This is a genomic window from Pseudomonas sp. NBRC 111132 (assembly GCF_001320565.1).
GTDB lineage: Bacteria > Pseudomonadota > Gammaproteobacteria > Pseudomonadales > Pseudomonadaceae > Aquipseudomonas > Aquipseudomonas putida_P.
The window spans coordinates 1-25,340 of sequence record NZ_BCBI01000006.1 but is presented as its reverse complement, the minus strand read 5'-3'; the positions used below and the strand labels follow the sequence as shown (position 1 = coordinate 25,340).

Below are 25,340 nucleotides of genomic sequence, written 5' to 3'. Positions count from 1 at the left end.
TGTCCTTAACGGGTGATCGGGGTCAGGCGCAGCAAGTGTATCCGCCGGCTGTCGGCGTTGAGAATACGGAACTTGTAAGACCCGATCTCGGTGGTTTCGTTGCGCTTGGGCAGGTGGCCAAAGGCGCTCATCACCAGGCCGCCGACCGTGTCGAACTCGTCATCGGAGAACTCGCTGTCGAAGAACTCGTTGAAGTTCTCGATCGGGGTAAGCGCCTTGACCAGGAAATCACCGCTGGGCAGCGGCTTGATGTAGCTGTCTTCCTCGACGTCGTGCTCGTCCTCGATGTCGCCGACGATCTGCTCAAGCACGTCCTCGATGGTGACCAGGCCCGCTACACCGCCATATTCGTCGATGACGATGGCCATGTGGTTATGGTTGGCGCGGAACTCGCGCAGCAACACGTTCAGGCGCTTGGACTCGGGCACGAAGGTGGCCGGGCGCAGCAGGTCCTTGATGTTGAAGCTGTCGCCGTTCTCCTTGAGGATCAACGGCAGCAGGTCTTTGGCGAGCAGGATCCCGAGCACATCGTCATGGCTTTCGCCGATGACCGGGTAGCGCGAGTGCGCGGCGTCGATCACCGCCGGCAGGAACTCGCGTGGCGACTGACCTGCCTTGATGCTGTTCATCTGCGAGCGCGGCACCATGATGTCGCGCACCTGCAGGTCGGCGACCTGGATGGCGCCTTCGACGATGGTCAGTGCTTCGCTGTCCAGCAGTTTGTTCTGATGGGCTTCGCGCAGCAGCTCAAGCAGCTCCTGGCGGTTTTTCGGCTCATGGGCAAAAGCCTGGGTCAGTTTACCCAACCAGGACTTCTGCCCGTTGCTCGATCGATCTTCGCTCATGGCGGTTCTCGTGATCCTTCGTGTATCAGTGTGTGATTGTGTCGGTTTCATCGTCGGCGTACGGGTCGGGGTGACCCAGTTCTGCCAGCAATTCCCGTTCCAGGCCTTCCATTTCCTCGGCTTCCTCATCCTCGATGTGGTCGTAGCCGAGCAGGTGCAGGCAACCGTGCATGACCAGGTGTGCCCAGTGCGCTTCCAGCGATTTGCCCTGTTCGGCCGCTTCGCGCTCGACCACCGCCACGCAGATCACCAGGTCGCCCAGTAGCGGGATATCGAGCAGGTCATCGGGCACATCGGCCGGGAACGACAGCACGTTGGTCGCGTAGTCTTTGTGCCGGTAGGTGTGGTTCAGCTCGCGGCCTTCGGCTTCGTCGACCAGGCGAATGGTCATTTCAGAGTCGGCGGTGCGCTGGCGCAGGGCCAGTTCGCACCAGCGGCGGAAGGCGGCGTCATCCGGGGCGGCGGCATCCGTGGCCCGTTGGATATCAAGTTCAAGCATCTTTGCCGGGCGCCTCGGGCTTGTTCTGGCGGCCTTCGAAGCGGTCGTAGGCCTCGACGATGCGCTGCACCAGTGGGTGACGAACCACATCTTTGGGTTGGAAGTGGGTGAAGCTGATACCCGGAACGTCCTCGAGCACCTCGATGACGTGTGCCAGGCCCGACTTGGTGCCCCGTGGCAGGTCGACCTGGGTGATGTCACCGGTGATCACCGCCGTGGAGCCGAAGCCGATGCGGGTGAGGAACATTTTCATCTGTTCCAGCGTGGTGTTCTGGCTTTCGTCGAGGATGATGAAGCTGTTGTTCAGGGTGCGGCCTCGCATGTAGGCCAGCGGGGCGATCTCGATCACCTGGCGTTCGATCAGCTTGGCCACGTGTTCGAAGCCGAGCATTTCGTACAGCGCGTCGTACAGTGGGCGCAGGTACGGGTCGATCTTCTGTGCCAGGTCGCCGGGCAGGAAGCCGAGCTTTTCACCCGCCTCGACCGCCGGGCGCACCAGCAGGATGCGGCGCACCTGTTCGCGCTCCAGCGCGTCCACGGCGCAGGCCACGGCCAGGTAGGTCTTGCCGGTACCGGCCGGGCCGATGCCGAAGTTGATGTCGTTGGCCAGGATTTCCTTCACGTAGCGCTGCTGGTTGAGCCCGCGCGGGCGGATGTTGCCCTTGCGCGTGCGCAACGACACGCTGACCTCGTTGACGGCCGGGTTGTCGATGTTCTCGACGGCCGATTCCTGCAGGTACAGGTGCACGGTTTCCGGCGACAGGTCGGTGGCCTTGGTCTCGCGGTAGAGACGGCGCAGCAGCTGTTCGGCAGCGGAGGTGGTCCTGGGTTCGCCGATCAGTTCGAACTGATTGCCGCGGTTGCGGATTTCGATGGCCAGGCGCTGTTCGATCAGGCGCAGGTGCTCGTCGAACTGGCCGCACAAGTTGGCGAAACGGTGGGCCTCGAAGGGCTCGAGGATGAAACGATGGGGTTCTATGGGTGCGTTCAAGGTCGTTTTTAGCCGCTCGACGGCGATGGATGTGAACTCAAGAATAACCCTTGAATGGCAGTGGCGAAAGCACTGAAACGTTCAACGGTATGTGCGGCCTGTTCCGGCCTCGTCGCGGGTTTACCCGCGAGCAGGCCGGCACTGCTATGATGCCCGCCTTTTCTTACGCATGTGTTATCCCGTCGAACATGAGCAAACGCGAACCTGCCATCTATAAAGTGATCTTCCTCAACCAGGGGCAGGTCTTCGAGATGTACGCCAAGCAGATCTACCAGAGCGACCTATGGGGTTTTCTGGAAATCGAGGAGTTCGTGTTCGGCGAGCGCTCGCAACTGGTGGTGGACCCGAGCGAGGAGAAGCTCAAGAGCCAGTTCGAGGGCGTTATCCGCAGTTTCGTGCCGATGCATGCGATTGTGCGCATCGATGAGGTGGAGCGACTGGGCACGGCGAAAATCAGCGAAGCCAAGGGTGGCGGCAATGTCATGCCGTTCCCGATGCCGATGCCGGAAAAGTAACCCTCAGGGGAGTGGCGAGAACGGCGTGCGGCCTTCGGCGTTCTGCAGTTCCAGCAGGTATTTGCGGAAGATCTGGCCGAGCACCTGGGTGGCATGCTCCAGCTCGTCGCGGGGCATTTGCTCGGTCACTTCGTCGGCCATGTCCAGTGCATCTTCGGCGCCATTGACCGCGGCCATCTTCAGCAGAATGTAGGCCTGTACGTTGTTGGCCTTGACCCCTTCACCATGGAAGAACATGGCACCCAGGCGATACTGGGCATCAGCCTGGCCTTGCAGCGAAGCCTTCTGGAACCAGTCCAGGGCTTTGTCGAGTTTTTTTGGCGTTTGCGTGTAGTAGTACTCGCCCAGTTCGAACTGCGCCTGGGCATCCCCCGCGGTTGCCGTCTGCTCACAGGCCTTGAGGGCGTTTGCCAGGTCTTCAGGCTGAACGTTCAAGGTGCAGCGGCCCGTCGCCGGAATCAGCAACGAGTTACCGCCCTCCGCCAAGGCCAGCAGGGGCTGAAGAAGCAACAGGCAGCCCAGGGTCAGGGCGCGGCCGGTGCGGTTCATGGGGATCGACTTACCTCTGCAAAGCTGCGGCCAATGTCTCTGGTGGCACATTATGGGATAAGCAGCGCCAACCTTACAAAGTTTTACTCGAATTTCTGCTTGGTTGGGGGCGTCAGCTGATTGTGCGCGGTCTTTTGTTGCCTCTACCAGCCTCTGTGGGCGCGGCCTTGTGTCGCGATAGGGCTGCGCAGCAGCCCCATAATTTCAGCAAAAATGCATCAATCGCTGGGGCCGCTTTGCGCCCCTATCGCGACGCAAGGCCGCTCCCACAAAGGGGAGCAGCTGCTTATTTCAGCGCTGCAAAAGCCTTTTCAGCCGCATCCAGGGTGATCTGCAGCTCCTTGTCGCCATGGGCGATGGAGGTGAAGCCCGCCTCGAACGCGCTCGGCGCCAGGTACACGCCACCGTCGAGCATCAGGTGGAAGAAGCGCTTGAAGCGTTCGGCATCGCTGGCCATCACGTCTTCGAAGGTGACAATGTCGTCAGCGCCGCTGAAGTACAGGCCGAACATGGCACCGGCCTGGGTGGTGACGAATGGTACGCCAGCAGCATCGGCGCGCTGCTGCAGGCCGTCGAGCATGCGGCTGGTGTAGTCGGTCAGTTCGGCGTGGAAGCCTGGGCGGCTGATCAGCTTCAGGGTGGTCAGGCCGGCGGCCATGGCCAGCGGGTTGCCCGACAGGGTGCCCGCCTGGTAGACCGGGCCGAGCGGGGCGATGCAGCCCATGATTTCGCGTTTGCCGCCGAAGCAGCCGACCGGCATGCCGCCGCCGACGATCTTGCCGAAGGTGGACAGGTCCGGCTTGATGCCATAGTGGCCCTGGGCGCCACCGAGCGAGACGCGGAAGCCGGTCATCACTTCGTCGAAGATCAGCACCACGCCATGCTTGTCGCACTGCTCGCGCAGGCCTTCAAGGAAGCCCGGCGCCGGGGGGACGCAGTTCATGTTGCCAGCCACCGGCTCGACAATGATGCAGGCCACGGTCTGGCCGACTTCTGCCAGTGTCTTCTCGACCGCGGCGATGTCGTTGAACGGCAGGGTCAGGGTGTGCTTGGCGAAGTCCGCCGGCACGCCTGCCGAGCTTGGCACGCCTTGGGTCAGCAAGCCGGAGCCGGCTTTTACCAGCAGGCTGTCAGAGTGGCCGTGGTAGCAGCCTTCGAACTTGATGATGGCGTCACGGCCGGTGTAGCCACGGGCCAGGCGGATGGCGCTCATGGTGGCTTCGGTGCCCGAGCTGACCATGCGCACCATTTCCATGGACGGCACCAGCGAGCAGACCAGGTCGGCCATGTCGGTTTCCATGGCGGTCGGTGCGCCATAGGACAGGCCGTGCTCCAGTTGCTTGCGTACCGAGTCCAATACGTCCGGGTGGCCGTGACCGAGGATCATCGGGCCCCAGGAGCCAACGTAGTCGACGTAGCGCTTGTCGTCCTCGTCAACGACATAGGCGCCTTCGGCATGCTTGAAGAACAGCGGCGTGCCGCCAACGCTCTTGAAAGCGCGGACCGGCGAGTTGACGCCACCGGGGATGTGCTTCTGGGCTTTGGCGAACAGGTCTTCGGAACGGGACATGGAAGTTCTCTCGAAATCAGGATGCGAACAAGGCATTGAAGGCGCGGGCGCGGCGGGTGACTTCCTGCGCGCTGTCGGCGCCGAACAGGCCGTGGATCACCGCCAGCAGGTCGGCGCCATGGGCGACCAGCGGGGCGGCGTTGTCGAGGGTGATGCCGCCGATCACCGCGATTGGCAGCTTCACCTGGGCGCGGGCCTGCTCCAGCAGGTCGACGTTGGCAGCGGGCGCGCCCGGCTTGGTGACGGAATTGAAGAAGCGGCCAAAGGCCACGTAGCTGGCGCCTTCGCTGGCGGCCTGGGCGGCTAGCTCGAGGCTGGCGTGGCAGGTGGAGCCGATGATCGCCTGGCGGCCGAGCAGGGTGCGGGCCGGGGTCAGCGGGCCGTCCGTCTGGCCCAGGTGCACGCCGACGCCCAGGCGTGCGGCCAGTTCGGCGTCGTCGTTGATCAGCAGTTGGGTGCCGTAGCGCTCGCAGAGCTTCATCAGCCCTTCGGCTTCACGCAGACGGCGCGCCGCGTCGTCACTTTTGTCGCGGTACTGCAGCAGGCACACGCCGCCGTCCAGGGCCGCCTCGACATGGGACAGGAAACGGCCGGCGAGCAGCTGGCTGTCGGTGATGGCATACAGACCGCGTAGCTTCATTGTGGGCCTCGTATCAGGAGCAGAAGTCCAGGGGCAGGCGGCGCGGCACGAACTGGCCCTTGCCCAGTTGCTCGGCGTCACGCAGGGTGCGCCAGGTATAGTCCAGGGCGCTGCGCACGGCGCTTTCCAGCTGTTCACCGAGGGCCAGGCGGCCCGCCAGGGCGCTGGCCAGGGTGCAGCCCGAGCCGTGGTAGCTGCCTGGCAGGCGCTGGCAGGTCCAGGTGTGTTGCTGGCCGTCCTGGGTGTACAGGCGGTTGTGAATTTCGACTTCGTCGCCGTGACCGCCGGTAATCAGCAGGTGTCTACAGAACGGCAACAGTTTTTCGGCGCACTCGTCGGCGGTGCCTTCAGGCAGCTCGGCGAGGATGCGTGCTTCGGGCAGGTTCGGCGTGGCGATGGTCGCCAGCGGCAGTAGCCGTTCGCGCAGGGCGTAACCCACTTCGTCCTTGCCCAGGCGGCCACCGCCACCGGCCCGCAGCACCGGGTCGCAGACCAGCGGCAGGTGCGGGTGGGCAGCCAGCAGTTCGGCGACGGTGTCGACCATGTCGATCGAGCCGAGCATGCCTAGCTTGACGGCGGCCACCGTGGAGTCGGCCAGCACGGCGTTGGCCTGGGCCAGCACCCACTCGCGGTCGAGCACGCGGAAGTCGGAAACGTTGACGGTATCCTGCACGGTCAGGGCGGTCACTGCAGGTGCAGCGTGACAGCCTTGGGCGATCAGGGCTTCGATATCTGCCTGCAAGCCGGCGCCGCCACTGGGGTCGTGGCCGGAGAGACAGAGGACAACGGGGCGGGAGCTGTAGGTATTCATGGTCGGCGAGCTTACCACCAAACCTGTTTGGGCGGATCGTCCGACAAACGAGATTTGTTGATCGAACGGTCAGATTAGATTTTGTTTTTCTTCTGAAAGCATTGAGTTAGAGCCTTTTCTTTGTGTTTTTATATCGCCGATTACCAGGTTGTGAAGCTATGCTAGAGTGCTCGGATAACTCGACAAACGGGTTCTGCAGGATCACGTCGTCTCAAACGGATGGGAGGCTACCGCGACGCGACCGGACAGGCCATGCTGGGGCTGTATGCGCTATTTGCTGATTGTGCTTCTGGGTTTGCTGCCCGTGCTGGCCGGAGCGGTCGATTTCGACGACGCTACCCGGCATCTTCCACTGGGCAAGGCCATGCAGGTTTATGAAGACCTCGATGGCAGTGCCAGCATTGCCCAGGTCAGTGCCCCTGGGTTCGCCAAACACTTCCAAGCCCACCATGAAGACGTGCTGAACGCCGGTTACTCCACCTCGGTGTTCTGGCTCAAGGTCGAGCTGCGCCCGCTTGCCGCGCCTGGCGCGGCCCCACGGCAATGGCTGCTGGAGCTGGCCTACCCGCCGCTGGATCACCTTGAGCTATTTTTGCCTGACAGCAGCGGCTTGTACCGCCTGGCGCAACGCACCGGTGATGCCTTGCCCTACGACAGCCGGCAGATCCTGCAGAACAATTACCTGTTCGAACTGCAGTTGCCCCCTGGCAAGGTGACCACCGCCTACCTGCGGCTGCACAGCCAGGGTTCGGTGCAGGTGCCGTTGGCGCTGTGGTCCGCCGAGGCCTACATGGAGGAGCAGCCCACACGCCTGTATGTGCTGGGGATGATCTACGGCGTGTTGCTGGTGATGCTGGTGTACAACCTGTTCATCTACCTCAGCGTGCGCGACGTCAGCTACCTCTACTACATCCTCTATATTGCCTCGTTCGGGTTGTACCAGGTGTCGGTGAACGGTGCGGGCGTGGCCTACTTCTGGCCGGACAGCCCCTGGTGGGCGAATGCATCCACGCCACTGTTCATTGGTGCCTCCGGCCTGTTCGGTTGCCAGTTCGCCCGGCACTTCCTGCAACTGGGCAACACCAGCCGTGGTTTCGACCGGCTGCTGCAGCTACTGATGCTGGGCGGCGCGCTGGTCATGGTGCTGGCGGTGAGCATGCCCTACGGCATTGCCCTGCGCATGGCCACGCTGCTGGCATTGCTGTTTACCGTGAGCATCTTCAGCGCCGGCTTGTACGCCTGGTGGCGTGGCTTGCGCGTGGCGCGCTGGTTCATTATCGCCTGGACTGCGTTCCTGCTCGGTGGCTTGGTCAACACCTTGATGGTGCTGGGCTACCTGCCAAATGTGTTCATTACCATGTATGCCAGCCAGTTGGGTTCTGCGCTGGAGGTGGCCTTGCTGTCGCTGGCGCTGGCCGACCGTATCAACAGCCTGCGTGAGCAGCAGGCGCAGACCTTGCGCGAAACCGGGCGCACACTGGAGCAACTGAACCTGCAACTGGCCAGGAGCAACCGTCTGAAGGACGAGTTTCTGGCCAGCGTCACCCATGAACTGCGTACCCCGATGAACGGCGTGATTGGCTCGCTGGAGCTGATGCACACCCTGCCGATGGAGGCCGAAATGGCGCAGTACCATCGCACGGCGGCGGGGTCTGCCCAGGGCATGATGGACATGGTGGATGCGATCCTCACCCTGTCCGAACTGCAGGCCGGCCGCCTACGGGCGCAGCCAGCGCCGTTCAGCCTGCGTGCCCTGTTGCAGGGGTTGCGCGCCGGTTATGCCGGGCAGGCCTTGGGCAAAGGTTTGTACCTGAGCCTGGATATCCCGGCCGACCTGCCGGACGGGTTGCTCGGTGACGGGCAGAAACTGGCGCACTGCCTGGGCTGCCTGGTGGACAACGGTTTGAAGTTCACTCATCAGGGCGGGGTGATGATTCAGGTGCGCGGCCGCCGCGTGGGGCCGGACGATCTGGCGTTGACCTTCACGGTCAGTGATAGCGGTATCGGCTTTGATGACCTGGACCAGTCGACCCTGTACCAGCGGTTCTTCCAGGTGGATGGTTCGATGACCCGGCGCTACGGCGGCTTGGGGATCGGGTTGTCGATTTGCCGGCAGATGGGGGAATTGCTGGGCGCCAGGTTGGCGCATGAGTCGACGCGCGGGTTGGGCAGCCGGTTTGAACTCAGTTTGAACATGGCTATTTCGCAGGTGCAGATGAGTCCGAGTATCCTGCAGTCACGGCGCTCGCTGTAGCACTCATGGCCTGTGGCGCGCGTTTGCTCCCACCGCCACACGTTTAGTCATGAATGCCACTTTGACTGCCCCGCAGGGAGTGCTTCACTGGGTCTCTCAAGCCTACCCGGATCCAGGAGCCCCCCGATGAACCTGCACCAGTACGCTGAAACCCACGAAGTCACCAACCAGCCGCCGTCCCTCGACGGTGCCAACCTGTACCGCCTCGACTTGCCATTGCAAGAATGGTCCCGGCGTTTTGGCGCGGGCTGGGCCGAATCGCGGATCGATGCCTACGGTGCCCTGGCCGGCGGCCCACTGATGCAGGCGGGCTTCCTGGCCAACGCGCATAAGCCTGAATTCAGCAGCCACGACCGCTATGGCCATCGCATCGACCTGGTTGAGTTTCACCCGGCCTACCACGTGCTGATGCGCACCGCCGTCGAGCACGGGTTACCTTCTTTGCCATGGGCCGAACCCCGCGCAGGCGCCCATGTGGCGCGGGCGTCGATGACCTACCTGCACAGCCAGGCCGAGGCTGGCACCGGTTGCCCGCTGACCATGACCTTCGCCGCTGTGCCGGCGCTGCGCTTGCAACCTGAGCTGGCCGAATACTGGCTGCCAAAAATGCTTGCCTGCGAGTACGACCCGCGCAACGTCGGCGACCGGCACAAGGCCGGGGTCACCCTGGGCATGGCCATGACTGAAAAGCAGGGCGGTACCGACGTGCGCGCCAACACTACGCGGGCCTACCCTGTCGGTGCACCAGGCCCTGGCCAGGCCTATGAGCTGGTCGGCCACAAGTGGTTCTGCTCGGCGCCCATGTGTGATGCTTTCCTCACCCTGGCGCAAACCGAAAAAGGCCTGAGTTGCTTCCTGCTGCCGCGCCACCGCCCGGATGACAACCGCAACCAGTTCTATATCCAGCGCCTGAAGAACAAGTTGGGCAACAGTTCCAACGCCTCCAGCGAGGTGGAGTTCCGTGGGGCGCTGGCGTGGATGATTGGCGAAGAAGGGCGGGGCGTACCGACCATCATCGAGATGGTGGCCATGACCCGTTTCGACTGCATGGTCGGCTCCAGCGCCTTGATGCGCCAGGCGTTGACCCAAGCCGCCCACCACTGTGCGCACCGCAAGGTCGGTGGCCGTGTGCTGAACGAGCAGCCACTGATGCAGAACGTTCTGGCCGACCTGGCCCTGGAAAGCGAGGCGGCACTGGCCCTGAGCCTGCGCATGGGCCAGGCGCTGGAGCAATTGGACGACCCACAGCAAGCGCATTTCGCCCGGCTGGTCACGGCGGTGGGCAAGTACTGGATCTGCAAGCGTGCGCCGGCCATGATCAACGAGGCTGCCGAATGCCTGGGTGGCGCCGGTTATGTGGAAGACAGCATTCTGCCAAGGCTGTACCGCGAGGCGCCGGTCAACTCGACCTGGGAGGGCTCGGGCAATGTGCAGTGCCTGGATGTGCTGCGGGCCTTGTCCAAGGAGCCGGGTGTGCTCGATGCGCTGTTCACCGAACTGGGCGATGGCCATGGCGACCCGCGCCTGGCGGCGCACATCGGCAACCTCAAGGGTGCGTTTGCCGACACCGGCGATATGCAGTACCGGGCGCGGCAGTTGACCGAAGATATTGCCTTGGCGTTGCAGGCCAAGCTGTTGCTGGAGGCGGGGAATGCGGTGGTCAGCGATGCGTTTATCGGCAGCCGCCTGGCGGGGAGCGGGAGGGCGTACGGGGCATTGCCGCGGGGGGTTGATGCCGAGGCGCTGGTAACAAGGGCTACGCCCGCCTGGCCGCTGTAGGCGCGGGCTTGCCCGCGAATGAATCCAGCACCGATCAATGGGGGTGTATTTAACCCAGAAGGCAGGCAAGATGGTTCACATGCATGTCCAGACAGGAAGCACAGTGTGAGCCAAGCTTTTGTAGTCGTTGATACCCCCGAACAGGCCGTCGACCGTCTGGCGGCCCTGCATGAACAGGCCACCGGGGCCCTTAGCCAGGCCCTCAAGCGTTACCTGAAGGACCGTACCGAGCCGAACGCCGAGGAGCGCGACCTGTTCCGCTACCCTGCATTGCGCCTGACCTACATCAGCCACGGTGAGGTCGCCGCCACCACGCGCGCCTACGCCAAGGTCCAGGTAGCCGGTACCTACAGCGTTACCGTCACCCAGCCTGCTGCATTTCGTGGCTACCTGCTGGAGCAACTGCGCCCGCTGATGCACGACTACACCGTCACGGTAGAAGTCGGCGTCAGTGAACAGAACATCCCGTACCCCTACGTGGTCGATCAGGGCGACGAGCTGGCCGGCAGCGGCATTACCGCCGCGCAGCTGGCGCGGGTGTTCCCCAGCACCGACCTGTCGGCCGCCACCGACAATATCGCCGATGGTCTGTACGACTGGGACCGTGCCGAAGTGCTGCCGCTGGCGCTGTTCGATGCCGCGCGGGTCGATTTCTCGCTGCGCCGCCTGGTGCACTACACGGGCAGCGACTGGCGCCATGTGCAGCCGTGGATCCTGCTGACCAACTACCACCGTTATGTCGACCAGTTCATCAGCCATGGCCTGGAGCAACTGCGTGACGACCCGCGCTTCGTGCGCATGGTGCTACCGGGCAACGTGGTGATCGAAAAGGGCATGGACCACGGCGAAACCCAGGCCCTGGTGGCCAGCGTGGTCTGGCACCGCTACCAGATGCCGGCCTACCACCTGATCGCCGCCGACGGCGACGGTGTTACGTTGGTCAACATCGGTGTCGGCCCGTCCAACGCCAAGAACATCACCGACCACCTGGCGGTACTGCGCCCGCACTGCTGGCTGATGATCGGCCACTGCGGTGGCCTGCGGCAGTCGCAAACCATTGGCGACTATGTGCTGGCCCACGCCTACATGCGCCGCGACGGGATTCTCGACCGGGTTGTGCCGCCGAATATCCCGATCCCGGCCTTGGCCGAAGTGCAGATGGCCTTGCAGGAAGCCGCCGCGCAGGTCACTGGCGAGCGTGGCGAACAGCTGAAGAAGCGCCTGCGCACCGGCACCGTGCTCACCTACGACGACCGCAACTGGGAGCTGCGCTGGGCTCAGGAACGCCCGCTGATCAACCTGTCGCGTGCGGTGGCGGTGGACATGGAAAGCGGCACCATCGCTGCCCAGGGCTACCGATTACGCGTGCCGTACGGCACCTTGCTGTGTGTGTCCGACAAGCCGCTGCACAGCGAGATCAAGCTGCCGGGTTCGGCCAACGCCTTCTACAACCGCGCGGTCAGCCAACACCTGAAAATCGGCATTGCTGCTCTCGACCTGCTGCGCACCGAGCTCAACTCGCTGCACTCGCGTAAACTGCGCAGCTTCGATGAGCCGCCGTTCCGCTGAGGATTCATGTCACTGCCACCCCGTAACAAGCCGCGCCGTCCCCAGGCGCGGCCTGCCACCGGCCCGCGTCGCCAGGCCAAGGCGCCACCGACCGAGCCGCGCCTGATCCTGTTCAACAAGCCGTTCGACGTGCTGACCCAGTTCAGCGACGGCGAAGGGCGCGCGACCCTCAAAGACTTCATCGACATCGCGGGCGTGTACCCGGCCGGTCGGCTGGACCGCGACAGTGAAGGCCTGCTGTTGCTGACCAACGATGGCGGGCTGCAGGCGCGGATTGCCGACCCCAAGCACAAGTTGGCCAAGACTTACTGGGTACAGGTGGAGGGCGAACCGAGCGACGAGCAGTTGCAGCGCTTGCGTGACGGTGTGGAACTGAACGATGGGCCAACCTTGCCGGCCGAGGCGCGGCGGCTGGAAGAACCCGAGCTATGGCCGCGCAACCCGCCTGTACGCTTTCGCAAAAGCGTACCGACCAGCTGGCTGGAACTGGTGATCCGGGAGGGGCGTAACCGCCAGGTACGACGGATGACGGCGGCGGTGGGGTTGCCGACCTTGCGCCTGGTGCGGGTGAGGATTGGTGATTGGGCGCTGGATGGGCTGGAGCAGGGTTGCTGGCGCGAAGTCCCGGCTAAATTACAGCGCTAGCCGGGGCCGCAGCACGCTCCCGGCAGCCTTGAGCCTTACACCCCTTCGAGAAACCCCACCACCACGCTCTTGATGATAAAGGCCAGCACCCCGAGCCCCAGCACGAAGAACAGGATCAGCGTCCCGAACTTGCCCGCCTTGGATTTTTTTGCCAGGTCCCAGACGATGAAGCCCATGAAACCGATCAGCACGGTGACCAGGATGATCATCATCCACTCTTCGAATACGGCGGGATCCATCGGTGTTCTCCAGGCGGGTTGAGCGTCCGATTATACGCTGGCTGGTGTGAGGGATTAACGCAGGTGGGTCAATGGCAGTTCGGTGCTGGCCAGTACCTGGTTGAGCACGAAGCTCGAACGCACGCTGGTGACGCCTTCGATACGGGTCAGGCTGCCTAGAAGCAGTTTCTGGTAGTGGTCCATGTCGGGCACCACCACTTTGAGCTGGTAGTCGGCATCCATGCCGGTGACCAGGCTGCATTCCAGCACCTGCGGCAGGTTGCGGATGGCGGCCTCGAACGTTTCGAAACGCTCAGGGGTGTGGCGGTCCATGCCGATCAGCACATAGGCCGTCAGGCTCAGGCCCAGCTTCTTGCGGTCGAGCAGCGCAACCTGGCGCGAAATGTAGCCATCGTCCTCCAGTTGCTTGACCCGACGCGAGCATGGCGAAGGTGACAGGCCGATGCGTTCGGCCAGCTCCTGGTTGGAAATGCGCGCATCGCGCTGCAATTCGGCGAGGATGCTCAGGTCGTAACGGTCAAGTTTGCTCATGGCATTTGCCTTTTCTGTTCGTATTGCGGCGAATTATCAATCCAGGGTGAAAAATTGCGCAAGTGCTATTTATCTGAGCAATCTTCGCAATCATCTGTCGCAAGCCGTCCGGTATCTTTATCACCAGAATCACTGCCCGGACATCAGTCCACGGCGACGCGCCCTAGGCGGGCGGTCGCGGCCAGCCATCCAACAGGATCTGCAGGCCCCCGGGCTACACACCCTCCAGAAGACGGTGTGAGGTGAGCCGGCGCCACAAGTGCCGAGCACGGACGACAATTCCTGAAGGGAGGCCTTGTGGCCTCCCTTTTTTCTGTCCGGAAATTTAATTGGCCTGCGTGATGGGCGCGGTAGACTGGTTGCGGGCGCAGTTTTCTACCGAGAGGAATACCATGAAGTCGCGCATCTGGCAGTTGGCAGGTGTTGGTTTGCTGGGTTTGAGCATCAGCCTCGGGGCCATGGCCGAAGGGCCGGGCGAGGGGCATGGCGAACGCGGCCAGCAGGTGCAAGGTGAGGGCGTGCCTGGCCGCTCGCTCAACTCGCGCGACGAAGTGCGCCAGACCCAGCCCCCGCGCCAGGGTTATTACCAGGACATTCCCCGCCGCCACGGTGATGACCATCACTGGCAAGCCGGTGGCCCTGGGCAACGGCCCGGTGCTGACTGGCAAGGGCGCCCGGATGGCCATGGCAATGGCTGGGGGCCTGGGCCGCAGTATCGCCCGGGGCACACCGTCGACCATTTTCCCGACCGCTACTGGAAAGTGCCTTACCGTGGTGCTGACTACTTCTACTCCGGCGGCTACTGGTACCGCCCTCATGGTGGCAGCTACATCGTGGTGAGGCCGCCCTATGGCGTGCGGGTCAATTACCTGCCGCCTTATGCGCGGGAAGTGTGGCTGGGGGGTGGGCTGTTCTTCCTGGTAGCCGATACCTACTACCAGTACCTGGCGGACAGCCAGGAGTACGTGGTGGTCAACCCACCGGTCGGCGTGCCGGCGCCCGTACCGGTGGCACCGTCGAACGGTGGGTATGACGTGGTGGCTTACCCGATGTATGGCCAGGGGCAGGAACAGCAGGAGCAGGACCGTTACCAGTGCCATCGCTGGGCAGTGAGCCAATCCGGCTTCGATCCGGCGACGGCGACGTACGCACCGCCAGCCAATGTGCTCGACAATTACCGGCGGGCGCTGGGTGCCTGCTTCAGTGGCCGGGGATACAGCATCAACTAAAGCGGTAGGCGCGGCCTGTTAGCCTGAAGAATATCTATACCGGGTCGGCGTGCACCATCACATCCGCCTGTGGATAACGCTGGCGGATCACCCGTGAGGCCTCCACGCACAATCCGTGTGCTTCATGCAGTGGTAGCTGCCCTGGTAGCTCCAGGTGCAACTGCACGAACCACTGGTTGCCCGACACCCGCGTACGCAGGTCGTGCACGCCCTTGACGCCGGGAATGGCCAGTACCCGCGTGGCCATGTCTTCGCCGACATCGCTGGGCAGTTCCTTGTCCATCAGGATTGCCGTGCTTTCGCGGGCAATCTGCAAGGCACTCCAGAGGATGTAAAAGGCGATGCCCAGGCCGAACAGCGCATCCAGCTGGGGCCAGCCGAAACGCGCCAGCAGCAGGGCCAGCAGGATGCTGCTGTTTAGCAGCAAGTCCGAGCGGTAGTGCAGGGAGTCGGCCCGCACCGCGGTAGAGCCGGTCAGGCGGATGACCTTGTACTGCAAGGCCAGCAGGGCGACGGTCAGCACCAGCGACAGCAGCATCACCGCGATGCCGATGGCGGTATCACCCAGCGGTTGTGGGGTGTGCAGGCGCTCGACCGCCTGCACGCCGATCAGCACTGCACTGACCCCGATGAACAGCGCCTGCGCCATGCCGGCCAGGGCCTCGGCCTTGCCATGGCCGAACCGGTGATCGTCGTCTGCCGGGCGCAGCGCATAGTGCACCGCCAGCAGGTTGAGGAACGAGGCTACAGCGTCCAGTGCCGAATCGGTCAGCCCGGCCAGCAGGCTCACCGAACCGCTCAGCCACCAGGCCAGCGCCTTGCTCAGCACCAGAATACTGGCCACCGCCAATGACGCGCGCGTGGCCAGGCGTAGCAGGCGCTGGTGTTCAGCCGGGGTGGTGATCATCCGTGGTCGGTGTCCTTGTGGCTCAGGCGGCTGGCACCAGGCCCAGGCTGGCCAACTGCTCGACACTGCCGCGGTGCTGGATCAGCCGAGGGTCGTCCAATGGCAGGCGCTGGCCCAGTTCGCTTTCGAGAATGGCCTGCAACTTGAGGTTGTCGACCTTGCCATCTGGTTTGACGGCTTCTTGCAGTTTGGCTGGGTCGACCTGGGCGGTGCGGCCACCTGGGTAGTAGATGGCGCCCGTGGCGAAGTCGATGCCGAAGGCGATCAGCCCAGGGATCACGTAGAACAGGATGCCAATGGCGTCCATTGCGGCAACCACAGGGTCGATCTTGCCGCCGATCTGGCCGCGCCGGTCCGGGTAGAAAATGGTGCCGCAGGCCGTCAGTTGGGTCAGCAGGGTGGCAATGAGGGCGCCACCGATGACGCGGGTCGAGATGCGCATGTAAATCTCCGAGAAGGTGTTCAGCAGGGCAAGCGAAGCGCCTGCGCCTGATGCTAAGACCATGATAGAGCAGGCTGGGTTCGCCGTTATACTCGCCAGACTGTTCGAGGACCACCATGATTTCATTACCCATTGATGCGGCCTTGCCCGCTTTGCGCCAGGCCCTGGCAAACCGTGACGAAGCGGTGCTTGAAGCGCCGCCCGGCGCTGGCAAGACCACCCGCGTGCCGTTGGCGCTGCTGCACGAGCCGTGGCTGGCCGGGCAGACCATCCTGATGCTTGAGCCACGGCGCCTGGCGGCGCGGGCGGCCGCCGAGCGGCTGGCCAGCGAGCTGGGCGAGCAGGTGGGGGAAACGGTGGGTTACCGCATCCGCCTGGACAGCAAGGTCGGGCTTAAAACCCGTATCGAAGTGGTGACCGAGGGCATCCTCACCCGCCGCCTGCAGGCCGACCCGGCACTGGAGGGTGTGGGCTTGCTGATCTTCGACGAATTTCACGAGCGCAGCCTGGATGCCGACCTGGCCCTGGCGCTGAGCCTCAATGGCCGCGAGTTGCTGCGTGACGACCCGCCGCTGAAGATTCTCCTGATGTCCGCCACCCTGGAAGGCGAGCGCCTGTCGCGGTTGCTGGACGATGCGCCGGTGGTCAGCAGCGAAGGCCGCATGCATCCGGTGGATATCCGTTGGGGGCGAGCGTTCCAGCCGGGCGAGTTCATCGAACCACGGGTGGTGGACAGCGTGCTGCAGGCGCTGGCAGACCAAGCCGGCAGCGTGCTGGTATTCCTGCCTGGGCAGGCCGAGATCCGCCGGGTGCACCAGAGCCTGCAGGAGGCCTTGGGCGATCGGCCCGAAATTCTGCTCTGCCCACTGCATGGCGAACTGGATCTCAATGCCCAGCGTGCCGCCATCGACCCGCCGGCCAAGGGCCTGCGCAAGGTGGTGCTGGCCACTAACATCGCCGAAACCAGCCTGACCATCGATGGCGTGCGTGTGGTGATCGATGCCGGCCTGGTCCGTGTGCCGCGCTTCGACCCTGGCAGCGGTATGACCCGCCTGGACACTCAGCGTATCTCCCGCGCCAGCGCCACTCAGCGCGCCGGCCGGGCCGGCCGCCTGGAGCCCGGCGTGTGCTACCGCCTGTGGTCCGAAGCCCAGCATGAGCAACTGGCCGCCCATGGCAGCGCCGAAATCCTCCAGGCCGACCTGGCCGGGTTGGCCCTGCAACTGGCGCGCTGGGGCGTTACCCCCGAGCAGTTGCGCTGGCTTGACCAACCGCCGGCTGCCGCGTTCGCCCAGGCCCAAGACCTGTTGGTGCGGCTCAATGCCTTCAAGCCTGGTAGCCGTGACAACCTCAGCGAACACGGCCAGGCCATGGCCGAACTGCCGGCGCACCCACGCATCGCGCATTTGCTGCTGCGTGGCCAGGACCTGGGCCTGGCACAGATGGCCTGCGATGTGGCTGCGCTGCTGGGGGAGCGGGATATCCAGCGTGGGGGTGGTGCGGACTTGCACAACCGGCTGGCGCTGGTCAGTGGCGAAAGCAAGGCGGCGCGTGGCGGCCAGGGTGGCGTGCAGCGGGCGCGTCAGCTGGCCCGCCAGTACCGTGGCCTGTTGCGAGGCAAGGCCGGTGCGCCGGTCGCCGACCCGGACCACTCGCGCTGGCTGGGCGCGCTTCTGGCGCTGGCCTACCCCGACCGCGTCGCCTTGCAGCGCCGCGAGGGTGGGGCGGAGTATCGGTTGGCCAACGGCCGTGCGGCGCTGTTTGCCGAGGTTGACGCGTTGATGAAGTGCCCCTGGTTGGTAGTCGCCGACCTGGGTAGCCGCCAGGGGCAGCGTGAGGAGCGCATCTACCTGGCCGCCGAATTCGATCCGGCGTTGCTCGATGGCGTGCTGGCCGAGCAGGTCGAGCGGGTCGATATCGTTGATTGGGACGAGCGCGAGCAGGTGTTGCGCGCCGAGCGGCAGGTCAAGGTTGGCGAACTGGTCCTCAGCCGTGAGCCACTACCGGGCCTGGATGACGAGGCCAAGGCCAGGGCGCTGCTTGGCCTGGTTCGGCGCAAGGGCCTGAACCTGCTGACCTGGACGCCGGAACTGCGCCAGTGGCAGGCACGGGTGGCACTGCTGCGCCAGCTGGACCTGGAAAAGGATGGCCACAGCGAATGGCCCGACCTGGGCGACGAGGCCCTGCTCGCCAACCTGGAAGACTGGCTGCAGCCCTACCTGGGCAAAGTGTCGCGCCTTAGCCACTTTGCCGCGCTGGACCTGCCGTCGCTGTTGCGCAACCTGTTGCCCTGGCCGCTGCCACAGCGCCTGGACGAACAGGCCCCCGCGCACCTGGCGGTGCCGTCCGGCTCGAACATTCGTCTGGACTACAGCGAGAGCCCGCCGGTCCTCGCCGTGCGCTTGCAAGAGCTGTTCGGGCTTGCCGACACCCCACGCATCGCCAACGGCCGGCAGCAGGTCAAGCTGCACCTGCTGTCACCCGCACGCCGGCCGGTGCAGGTGACCCAGGACTTGGCGAACTTCTGGCGCACCACCTACGCCGAGGTGAAGAAGGATTTGAAGGGGCGGTATCCGAAGCATTACTGGCCTGACGACCCCTTGGTGGCCGAGGCTACGGCGCGAGCCAAACCTCGGGGGACCTGAGCGTGGCCGGGGCGGCTGTCAGCCGAGCGGTACGAGCAGGAAGGTGAACACTTCACCTTCCTCGACATTGAGCAAGGCCACCCAGTCGCCGCTTTTGTGCGGCGTATCCTTGATGATGCCAACCCTGTGGCCTCGGTGGTCGCGCAGATGGCAGACCAGGCCGTCCTCGGTCAGCTCCAGTGGCTCGATCTTCCAGTAGTCAGTGACGTCGGCATGCCAGTAGAAGCCCAGGTAGCCATTGCGGCTGATGCCCAGTTTCTTGGCTTGTGGTCGCCCAGGGATGCTGATGTGGTGATGCAGGCGATCGTCGGTCTGCGAGTGGTAATGAAAGTCCATCACCGGCGAGTCCTGCTTTCCCCCAATCTGTAGCCAGTCATCCTCAGGGGTAACCCCCCAGCTGAACTTGTCACTGCTGCGGCTCAGGCGCAGTGGGATGTACCGGTTGACGGCGCGCATGTACAGCCTGCCGCGAAACGACCTGGCAAATTCCGCTTTGATGTCTTCGTGCATGGTGCTTTCCTCGGTTGGCATTTAAGGTTTCGCACCCTAATGCCCAAGCGCGACGCCCAGGCAGATCGAAGACTTTCCCCGGTTGCCTCAGGCGCCGGCTTCACCTTCCAGCAGCATGAACAGGCGGTACAGCACCACGGTGCTGAACAGCTGCAGGAAGCCGCTGAGGCTGTCCATGGCCAGCTCCATGCCAGGCGAGGGTTCTGGGAAAGCCATCAGCAGCAGCCCGTCGATCAGCCAGATCGGTGCCAGCACAGCCACCACACAGAACATGATGCGCATGAAGTGACCGGTGGTCATGCTGGCACTTTCGCGCATCGCCTGCACCACCGGGCGGCCGCGCAGCACCAGCAGGTACTCGGCGAACACCAGATTGATCATGATCCATACGCCCGGGAAGACGAACAAGGCAAGGCCCGCCATGATCAGCAGCGAACTGATGAGAATCAGCAGGGCCAGTTGTGGCCAGAGCTGCAGGGCGCGGGCGAACAGATCGCGCTTGGCGATTTCCTGGCCCTTGCTGCGGGTATCGAGGTAAAGGATCAGCGCGGCGCTGTACAGCGGGTAGAGCAGCAGGCTGACGAGCATGCCGTAGGCAGGCGATGCCTGGTCGCCCAACTGCCGGTACAGCAACTGAGTGAGCAGGGCTTCCAGCACCACCAGCGGCAGGCACAGCTGGACAATGTTCGGCAGGTGGCGGCGGAAGAAGTACAGGGAGTCGCGCAGAACGCTCAGCGGATTCATCAGTCAACATCGCATGGCAGTAAAAACAGGGGCCTAACTTTAGCCCAAAGCAGGCCTGGGGCTGTCACTTGCTGAAAAAAGTTTCACCGCGCCGGTGATTGAATCCCGCGTCCGTACGCCCCATCTTTGACGCTGTCCGTTGTCCCGCTACCCCACGAGGTCGCCCATGAACACTGAAGAACAAACCCTGATCGACGGCCTGTTCGGCCGCATCAAGCAAGCTGAAGACCCGAGCCAGCCGCGCGATCCGCAGGCCCAGGCGTGCATCGAGCAACATCTGCGTCAACAGCCGGCGGCGCCTTACTACATGGCACAAGCCATATTGGTGCAGGAGGCTGCGATCAAGCGCCTCGACGAGCAGAACAAGCAGCTGGAGGCCGAACTGCAGCAGGCCCGCGCCCAGGCCCAGGCCGCACAAGCCGCCAGCAGCGCGCCAAGCAATGGCGGGGGTGGTTTCCTGTCCAGCCTCTTTGGTTCGGGTGGGCGTAACGCGGCCCCGGCGGTGCAGCCGCAGCGTCCCGCTGCTGCCCCGGTGGCGTCGGGTGGTGGCTGGCGCGAGCCTTCGGCACCGGGCTTCTCCCAGCCGCCAACACAGCAACCTGGCTTTGCCGCCGCGCCGGCGCGCGGCGGCGCCAGCAGTTTCCTCGGTGGGGCCATGCAGACCGCTGCCGGTGTGGCCGGTGGTGTGTTGCTGGCGCAGGGTATCAGCAGCCTGTTCAACCACAACTCGCAGCCGGAAGAAGTGGTCGAGGTGATCAAGGAAGAACCGACACCGGCCAGCGACAACGGCGGCTGGAACGACCAGGGCGGTCAGCAGCAAGTGGCTGACAATGGCGGTTGGGGCAGTGACCAGGGTGGTTACGCCGACAGCGATTATGGCAGCGATGATGGCGGGTTCTTCTCGGACGACGACTCGTACGTCTGACAGGTCTGGCATACTGCTGGCATTTTTGAGGGGCGCTGTGCGCCCCTTTCGCGACGCAAGGCCGCTCCCACAGGTAAAGTGCAGGTTTCACACGCATTGCCCGACCTGTGGGAGCGGCCTTGTGTCGTGAAAGGGCTGCAACGCAGCCCCAAAATCCCAGACCGGACACGAGGTTCCCAGGTGAAAAAGATCGCGCTGTTCGCCGATGTGCAGAACCTCTACTACACCGTGCGCCAGGCCCATGGCTGCCATTTCAACTACACCGCCCTTTGGGCCGACGTCAGCCGCGAAGGCCAGATCGTCGAAGCCGTGGCCTATGCCATCGACCGTGGCGACGCCAAGCAGCAACAGTTCCAGCAGATTTTGCGCAACCTCGGTTTCGACGTGCGTCTCAAACCCTTCATCCAGCGCAGCGATGGCTCGGCCAAAGGCGACTGGGATGTGGGCATTACCCTGGATGTAATCGACGCGGCAAGCAGGGTCGACCAGGTAGTGCTGGCTTCTGGCGATGGTGATTTCGACCTGCTGCTGGAGCGGGTGATCCAGCGCCATGGCACCGAAGCCGTGGTGTATGGCGTGCCGGGGCTGACGGCGCTGTCATTGATCCGTGCCGCCACCCGCTATGTGCCCATTGAGGGCACACTGTTGCTCAAACACTAAGGTTTTTCATGGAACGTATCGCTGTCATCGACTTTGAAACCACCGGTATTTCCCCCGGTGCCGGTTGCCGCGCCACCGAGGTGGCGGTGGTAATGCTCGAAGGCGGGCGCATTGTCGAGCGCTACCAGAGCCTGATGAACGCGGGCGTGCCAGTGCCGGCCTTCGTCGCCGGCCTGACCGGCATCACCACCGCCATGTTGCGCACTGCGCCGCCGGTGGACAAAGTGATGAACGAGGTGGCCGAGTTTGTCGGTTGCACCCCATTGCTGGCGCACAACGCGGCCTTCGACCAGAAGTTCTGGGACTACGAACTGAGCCGCATCGGTCGCAGCCGCAGCCAGCCGTTCGCTTGCTCTCTGCTGCTGTCACGGCGCCTGCTGCCGGCGGCGCCGAACCACAAGCTGGGTACTCTGACACGTTGGGCTGGGTTGCCGGACACCGGGACCGCGCACCGGGCCATGGCCGATGCCGAAATGGCCGCCAACCTGCTGCAACACCTGACTGGCGTGTTGCGCCAGGACCACGGTTTACAGCAACTTTCGCACGATCTGCTTTGTCGGTTGCAGAAAGTCCCGGCTGCAAAGGTGCGCGACACGCTGGCCAAGTACCGTTAGGGCTGGCCGGCAATACAGGGCTCAAGCCGAACGCACCAAAAGTGTGCCGCTCATTTGAGCCCGTTCTGTAACGTATCTTCGCCCAGGCAGGCCGTTAAACTGAAGCACCCGTAAACGGATTTCGAGTTTTCCCATGCCTGCCGCCCGTCGCTTCCCGCTGTTGCTCATTGGTGCTTTCCTGGCCTTGTACCTGGTTTGGGGTTCCACTTATCTGTTCATTCGTATCGGCGTGGAGAGCTGGCCTCCGATGCTCATGGCCGGGGTGCGCTTTCTGATTGCCGGCGGCCTGCTGTACGGTTTTTTGCGCTGGCGCGGTGTGCCCGCGCCGACCTGGCCGCAGTGGCGGGCGGCAGGGGCAATTGGCTTTTTGCTGCTTAGCTGTGGCAACGGTGGTGTGACCGTGGCCGAGCATGCTGGCGTGGCGTCGGGCGTAGCGGCGCTGGCCGTGGCGACAGTGCCACTGTTCACCCTGCTGTTCGGCCTGTTGTTCGGGCACCGCAATTCGAAGCTGGAGTGGGCGGGCATTGCCCTGGGGCTGGTGGGTATCGGCCTGCTGAACCTGGGTTCCAACCTGCAGGCAAGCCCGATGGGTGCAGCGCTGATCCTGTTCGCAGCGGCGTCCTGGGCGTTCGGCTCGGTGTGGAGCAAAACCTTGCCGCTGCCCCAGGGGCCGATGGCCAGCGCGGCAGAAATGCTGGTGGGGGGGGCGGTACTGTTGCTGGGCAGTGTGCTGTCGGGCGAGCGTATGACGCAGATGCCGACCGCTGCCGGCTGGGGGGCGTTGGCCTATCTGGTGTTCTTCGGCTCGATCCTGGCGTTCAGTGCCTACATGTATTTGCTCAAACATGTGCGCCCGGCAGCCGCCACCAGCTACGCCTACGTCAACCCGGCGGTGGCGGTGCTGTTGGGCATCGTCTTCGCCGGCGAACAGATTGGCGCCGAAGAGTGCGTGGCGATGGCGGTGATTATCGGTGCGGTGGTGCTGATCGGCCTCCCACAGTGGCGCAAGGCGCCTGCGCAGCCGTTGAAAGGCGAAATCTGCAAGTAGGCAGGGGTGATGCGGTAAACTTGCCGCCTTCGCTGAACCCCCCGACGGTATTGCCATGAATTTCGCCAAACTCGGCCTGATCGAACCGCTGCTGCGTACCCTGCAGCAGCTGGACTACACCACCCCGACCCCGGTGCAGGCCAAGGCCATCCCCGCCGTGCTGGCCGGCCGCGACCTGATGGCCGCAGCCCAGACCGGTACCGGCAAGACCGCAGGCTTTGCCTTGCCCGTGCTGCAGCGCCTGGCGCTGGAAGGCGAAAAGGTGGCCAGCAACTCCATCCGTGCGCTGGTGCTGGTACCTACCCGCGAACTGGCCGAGCAGGTGCACAACAACGTGCGCGAATACGCCGAGAACCTGCCGCTGAGCACCTACGCGGTGTATGGCGGCGTCAGCATCAACCCGCAGATGATGCGCCTGCGCCGTGGTGTCGACCTGCTGGTGGCCACCCCGGGTCGTTTGCTCGACCTGTTCCGGCAGAACGCGGTGAAGTTCAACCAGGTGCAGACCCTGGTACTGGACGAAGCTGACCGCATGCTCGACCTGGGCTTTGCCGAGGAGCTGCAATCGGTTTACGCGGTGCTGCCCCGCAAGCGCCAGACGCTGCTGTTCTCCGCCACCTTCTCCGATCAGATTCGCGTGCTGGCGGGGTTGGCCTTGAATGACCCGCTCAGTATCGAAGTGAGCCCGCGCAACGCCACCGCGACCAGCGTCAAGCAGTGGCTGGTGCCTGTGGATAAAAAGCGCAAGGAAGACCTGTTCTGCCACCTGCTGCGCAAGCAGCGCTGGACCCAGGTGCTGGTGTTCGCCAAGACCCGTAACGGTGTCGACCAACTGGTGCAGCGTTTGCTGGCCGAAGGTGTGAACGCCGACGGCATTCATGGGGACCGCCCGCAGGCTACCCGTCAGCGCGCGCTGGACAGCTTCAAGGCCCGCGAAGTGCAGGTGCTGGTGGCCACCGATGTGGCAGCCCGTGGCCTGGACATCGATGATTTGCCGCTGGTGGTCAACCTTGACCTGCCGATCGTTGCCGAGGACTACGTGCACCGCATTGGCCGTACCGGGCGGGCGGGCAACAAGGGCGAGGCGATTTCGCTGGTGTGCGCGGATGAAGTGCAACTGCTGGCGGCTATCGAAGTGCTGACCCGGCAGACCCTGCCGCGTCATGAAGAGCCTGATTTTATCCCTGATCATCGGGTGCCGCTGACCGATGCCAGTGGCCAGGTGATCAAGAAACCGAAGAAGCCCAAGAAGCCGAAAGAAAACAGCGCCAAGCGCGGGCTGGGCCGTTGGATGGACAGTTCTGAGGCGGGTAATTCCGAGCCGGCAGTCAAGGCGGTGCGCAAGGTGCCGAGTTTCAATGGTGGGCCGCGCAAGCGTAAGCCCTGAGATTTCGGGGCCGCTCTGCGGCCCATCGCGACACAGTTCAGGCCCGCGCCGTACCTGTGGCAGCGGCCTTGTGTCGCGAAAGGGCTGCGCAGCAGCCCCGGCAATCGTTCAGGAAACCCGCTTAACCCAATCCGCCGCCGCCCGCCCGGCGTGCAAGCCGCTGGCAAAGCACGCCGTCAGCAAATACCCCCCGGTCGGCGCCTCCCAGTCCAGCATTTCGCCGGCACAGAACACCCCCGGCATGCCCTTGACCATCAACCCCTCATCCAGCCCCTCGAAACGCACCCCGCCGGCGCTACTGATCGCTTCATCCAGCGGCCGTGTACGCACCAACGTGATCGGCAATGCCTTGATCGATCGGGCCAGCGCCTGCGGGTCGGCAAAGCTCGCGTGATCGGTCAGCTCCCGCAGCAGTGCCGCCTTGACCCCATCGATACCCAACTGGCTGTGCAGATGCTTGGCCATGGAGCGTGAACCGCGTGGCTTGGCCAGTGCCTGGGCAATTTTGTCCACAGGCTTGTCCGGCAGCAGGTCGAGCAACAGCAGCCCACGGCCGTCACGGTTGATGGCCTCGCGCAGCGGAGCCGACCAGGCATACACCAGGCTGCCCTCCACACCTTGCGCGGTGAGGATGAACTCGCCTTTGCGCGGTGCACTGCCCGGTACGCTGAGGGCAATGTTCTTCAGCGGCGCGCCGGCGAACTTGTCCTTGAGCAAGGCGCTCCAACTGTCCACTTCAAAACCGCAGTTGCTCGGCTGCAAAGGCGAGATATCCACAGCCCGTTCGGCCAG

The 25,340-nt window shown here is 63.9% G+C and carries 26 protein-coding genes; 12 read left to right on the top strand and 14 right to left on the bottom strand.

Annotated elements, in window-relative coordinates; all coding sequences use genetic code 11:
* Window positions 1–5: 5 nt before the first annotated feature.
* The 3 genes from APH35_RS04370 to APH35_RS04360 are packed head-to-tail and all read right to left on the bottom strand — an operon-like array spanning window position 6 to window position 2,335.
* Window positions 6–845, bottom strand: coding sequence for an HlyC/CorC family transporter (locus APH35_RS04370; protein ID WP_003249762.1), 840 nt, complete (start codon window positions 843–845; stop codon window positions 6–8).
* 25 nt (window positions 846–870) lie between these two features.
* Window positions 871–1,344: an rRNA maturation RNase YbeY gene (gene ybeY / locus APH35_RS04365; protein ID WP_012274361.1), complete on the bottom strand. Its 474-nt coding sequence runs from the start codon at window positions 1,342–1,344 to the stop codon at window positions 871–873.
* Entirely contained in the window at window positions 1,337–2,335 is a 999-nt protein-coding gene (locus APH35_RS04360; RefSeq protein ID WP_060494519.1) for a PhoH family protein, read from the bottom strand. The genes ybeY and APH35_RS04360 overlap by 8 nt, the downstream gene beginning before the upstream one ends.
* Window positions 2,336–2,523: 188 nt before the next feature.
* Between APH35_RS04360 and APH35_RS04355 the strand changes: the two genes are divergently transcribed.
* Window positions 2,524–2,850, top strand: a complete 327-nt coding sequence (locus APH35_RS04355; protein ID WP_041166798.1) for a DUF1820 family protein — start codon at window positions 2,524–2,526, stop codon at window positions 2,848–2,850.
* Window positions 2,851–2,853: 3 nt separating this feature from the next.
* Here APH35_RS04355 and APH35_RS04350 read toward each other — a convergent pair whose 3' ends face one another.
* From APH35_RS04350 to APH35_RS04335, 4 genes are all read right to left on the bottom strand, one after another.
* A complete protein-coding gene (locus APH35_RS04350; RefSeq protein ID WP_012274358.1) occupies window positions 2,854–3,399 on the bottom strand; it encodes a tetratricopeptide repeat protein in 546 nt (181 codons plus the stop codon).
* A gap of 286 nt (window positions 3,400–3,685) precedes the next feature.
* Window positions 3,686–4,969, bottom strand: a complete 1,284-nt coding sequence (gene hemL, locus APH35_RS04345) for a glutamate-1-semialdehyde 2,1-aminomutase (protein ID WP_060494518.1) — start codon at window positions 4,967–4,969, stop codon at window positions 3,686–3,688.
* A gap of 16 nt (window positions 4,970–4,985) precedes the next feature.
* Window positions 4,986–5,609, bottom strand: a complete 624-nt coding sequence (gene thiE, locus APH35_RS04340) for a thiamine phosphate synthase (protein ID WP_012274356.1) — start codon at window positions 5,607–5,609, stop codon at window positions 4,986–4,988.
* Window positions 5,610–5,622: 13 nt separating this feature from the next.
* A complete protein-coding gene (locus tag APH35_RS04335; RefSeq protein WP_012274355.1) occupies window positions 5,623–6,420 on the bottom strand; it encodes a hydroxymethylpyrimidine/phosphomethylpyrimidine kinase in 798 nt (265 codons plus the stop codon).
* A gap of 265 nt (window positions 6,421–6,685) precedes the next feature.
* Here APH35_RS04335 and APH35_RS04330 point away from each other — a divergent pair, with 265 nt between their 5' ends.
* The 4 genes from APH35_RS04330 (at window position 6,686) to APH35_RS04315 (ending at window position 12,667) form a co-directional block, all read left to right on the top strand.
* The gene (locus APH35_RS04330) at window positions 6,686–8,674 is read left to right on the top strand and encodes a sensor histidine kinase (protein ID WP_060514258.1); all 1,989 of its coding nucleotides are present in this window, start codon (window positions 6,686–6,688) and stop codon (window positions 8,672–8,674) included.
* Between the two features lie 126 nt (window positions 8,675–8,800).
* Window positions 8,801–10,453 carry an acyl-CoA dehydrogenase family protein gene (locus tag APH35_RS04325; protein ID WP_060494515.1) on the top strand — a complete coding sequence of 551 codons (1,653 nt, stop codon included), beginning with the start codon at window positions 8,801–8,803 and terminating at the stop codon, window positions 10,451–10,453.
* 105 nt (window positions 10,454–10,558) lie between these two features.
* Window positions 10,559–12,022, top strand: coding sequence for an AMP nucleosidase (amn, locus tag APH35_RS04320; protein WP_012274352.1), 1,464 nt, complete (start codon window positions 10,559–10,561; stop codon window positions 12,020–12,022).
* Window positions 12,023–12,028: 6 nt separating this feature from the next.
* A complete protein-coding gene (locus APH35_RS04315; RefSeq protein WP_060514257.1) occupies window positions 12,029–12,667 on the top strand; it encodes a pseudouridine synthase in 639 nt (212 codons plus the stop codon).
* A 35-nt stretch (window positions 12,668–12,702) separates the two neighbouring features.
* Here APH35_RS04315 and APH35_RS04310 read toward each other — a convergent pair whose 3' ends face one another.
* Window positions 12,703–12,906, bottom strand: a complete 204-nt coding sequence (locus APH35_RS04310; RefSeq protein ID WP_003249787.1) for a DUF2788 domain-containing protein — start codon at window positions 12,904–12,906, stop codon at window positions 12,703–12,705.
* Window positions 12,907–12,960: 54 nt separating this feature from the next.
* On the bottom strand, window positions 12,961–13,437 hold the full coding sequence (locus APH35_RS04305) for an Lrp/AsnC family transcriptional regulator (protein WP_003249795.1): 477 nt from the start codon (window positions 13,435–13,437) through the stop codon (window positions 12,961–12,963).
* Window positions 13,438–13,829: 392 nt separating this feature from the next.
* On the opposite strand from APH35_RS04305, the gene APH35_RS04300 reads away from it, so the two are divergent.
* On the top strand, window positions 13,830–14,666 hold the full coding sequence (locus tag APH35_RS04300) for a DUF6515 family protein (RefSeq protein WP_060514256.1): 837 nt from the start codon (window positions 13,830–13,832) through the stop codon (window positions 14,664–14,666).
* 34 nt (window positions 14,667–14,700) lie between these two features.
* Here the strand turns inward: APH35_RS04300 and APH35_RS04295 are convergent, their stop codons facing one another.
* On the bottom strand, window positions 14,701–15,573 hold the full coding sequence (locus APH35_RS04295) for a cation diffusion facilitator family transporter (protein WP_012274349.1): 873 nt from the start codon (window positions 15,571–15,573) through the stop codon (window positions 14,701–14,703).
* Between the two features lie 22 nt (window positions 15,574–15,595).
* Window positions 15,596–16,015, bottom strand: a complete 420-nt coding sequence (locus APH35_RS04290) for a hypothetical protein (protein WP_012274348.1) — start codon at window positions 16,013–16,015, stop codon at window positions 15,596–15,598.
* A gap of 116 nt (window positions 16,016–16,131) precedes the next feature.
* Here APH35_RS04290 and hrpB point away from each other — a divergent pair, with 116 nt between their 5' ends.
* A complete protein-coding gene (gene hrpB / locus APH35_RS04285; protein WP_060514255.1) occupies window positions 16,132–18,660 on the top strand; it encodes an ATP-dependent helicase HrpB in 2,529 nt (842 codons plus the stop codon).
* A gap of 18 nt (window positions 18,661–18,678) precedes the next feature.
* On the opposite strand, the gene APH35_RS04280 is transcribed toward hrpB, so the two are convergent.
* Window positions 18,679–19,170, bottom strand: a complete 492-nt coding sequence (locus APH35_RS04280) for a hypothetical protein (RefSeq protein ID WP_060514254.1) — start codon at window positions 19,168–19,170, stop codon at window positions 18,679–18,681.
* 87 nt (window positions 19,171–19,257) lie between these two features.
* Window positions 19,258–19,914 (bottom strand): YciC family protein, encoded by a 657-nt coding sequence (locus APH35_RS04275; RefSeq protein ID WP_012274311.1) that lies wholly within the window; start codon window positions 19,912–19,914, stop codon window positions 19,258–19,260.
* Between the two features lie 166 nt (window positions 19,915–20,080).
* Between APH35_RS04275 and APH35_RS04270 the strand changes: the two genes are divergently transcribed.
* From APH35_RS04270 to APH35_RS04250, 5 genes are all read left to right on the top strand, one after another.
* Complete coding sequence (locus APH35_RS04270; protein ID WP_060494263.1) at window positions 20,081–20,839, top strand: DUF2076 domain-containing protein; 759 nt, start codon at window positions 20,081–20,083, stop codon at window positions 20,837–20,839.
* Between the two features lie 180 nt (window positions 20,840–21,019).
* The gene (locus tag APH35_RS04265) at window positions 21,020–21,499 is read left to right on the top strand and encodes a LabA-like NYN domain-containing protein (RefSeq protein WP_060494262.1); all 480 of its coding nucleotides are present in this window, start codon (window positions 21,020–21,022) and stop codon (window positions 21,497–21,499) included.
* A gap of 8 nt (window positions 21,500–21,507) precedes the next feature.
* Window positions 21,508–22,113: a 3'-5' exonuclease gene (locus APH35_RS04260; protein WP_060494261.1), complete on the top strand. Its 606-nt coding sequence runs from the start codon at window positions 21,508–21,510 to the stop codon at window positions 22,111–22,113.
* A gap of 133 nt (window positions 22,114–22,246) precedes the next feature.
* Window positions 22,247–23,161 carry a drug/metabolite exporter YedA gene (gene yedA, locus APH35_RS04255; RefSeq protein WP_012274307.1) on the top strand — a complete coding sequence of 305 codons (915 nt, stop codon included), beginning with the start codon at window positions 22,247–22,249 and terminating at the stop codon, window positions 23,159–23,161.
* A gap of 55 nt (window positions 23,162–23,216) precedes the next feature.
* Complete coding sequence (locus APH35_RS04250) at window positions 23,217–24,548, top strand: DEAD/DEAH box helicase (RefSeq protein WP_060494260.1); 1,332 nt, start codon at window positions 23,217–23,219, stop codon at window positions 24,546–24,548.
* A 108-nt stretch (window positions 24,549–24,656) separates the two neighbouring features.
* On the opposite strand, the gene APH35_RS04245 is transcribed toward APH35_RS04250, so the two are convergent.
* The coding region (locus tag APH35_RS04245; protein ID WP_156341192.1) for a TIGR03862 family flavoprotein at window positions 24,657–25,340 on the bottom strand (684 nt) is incomplete at its 5' end.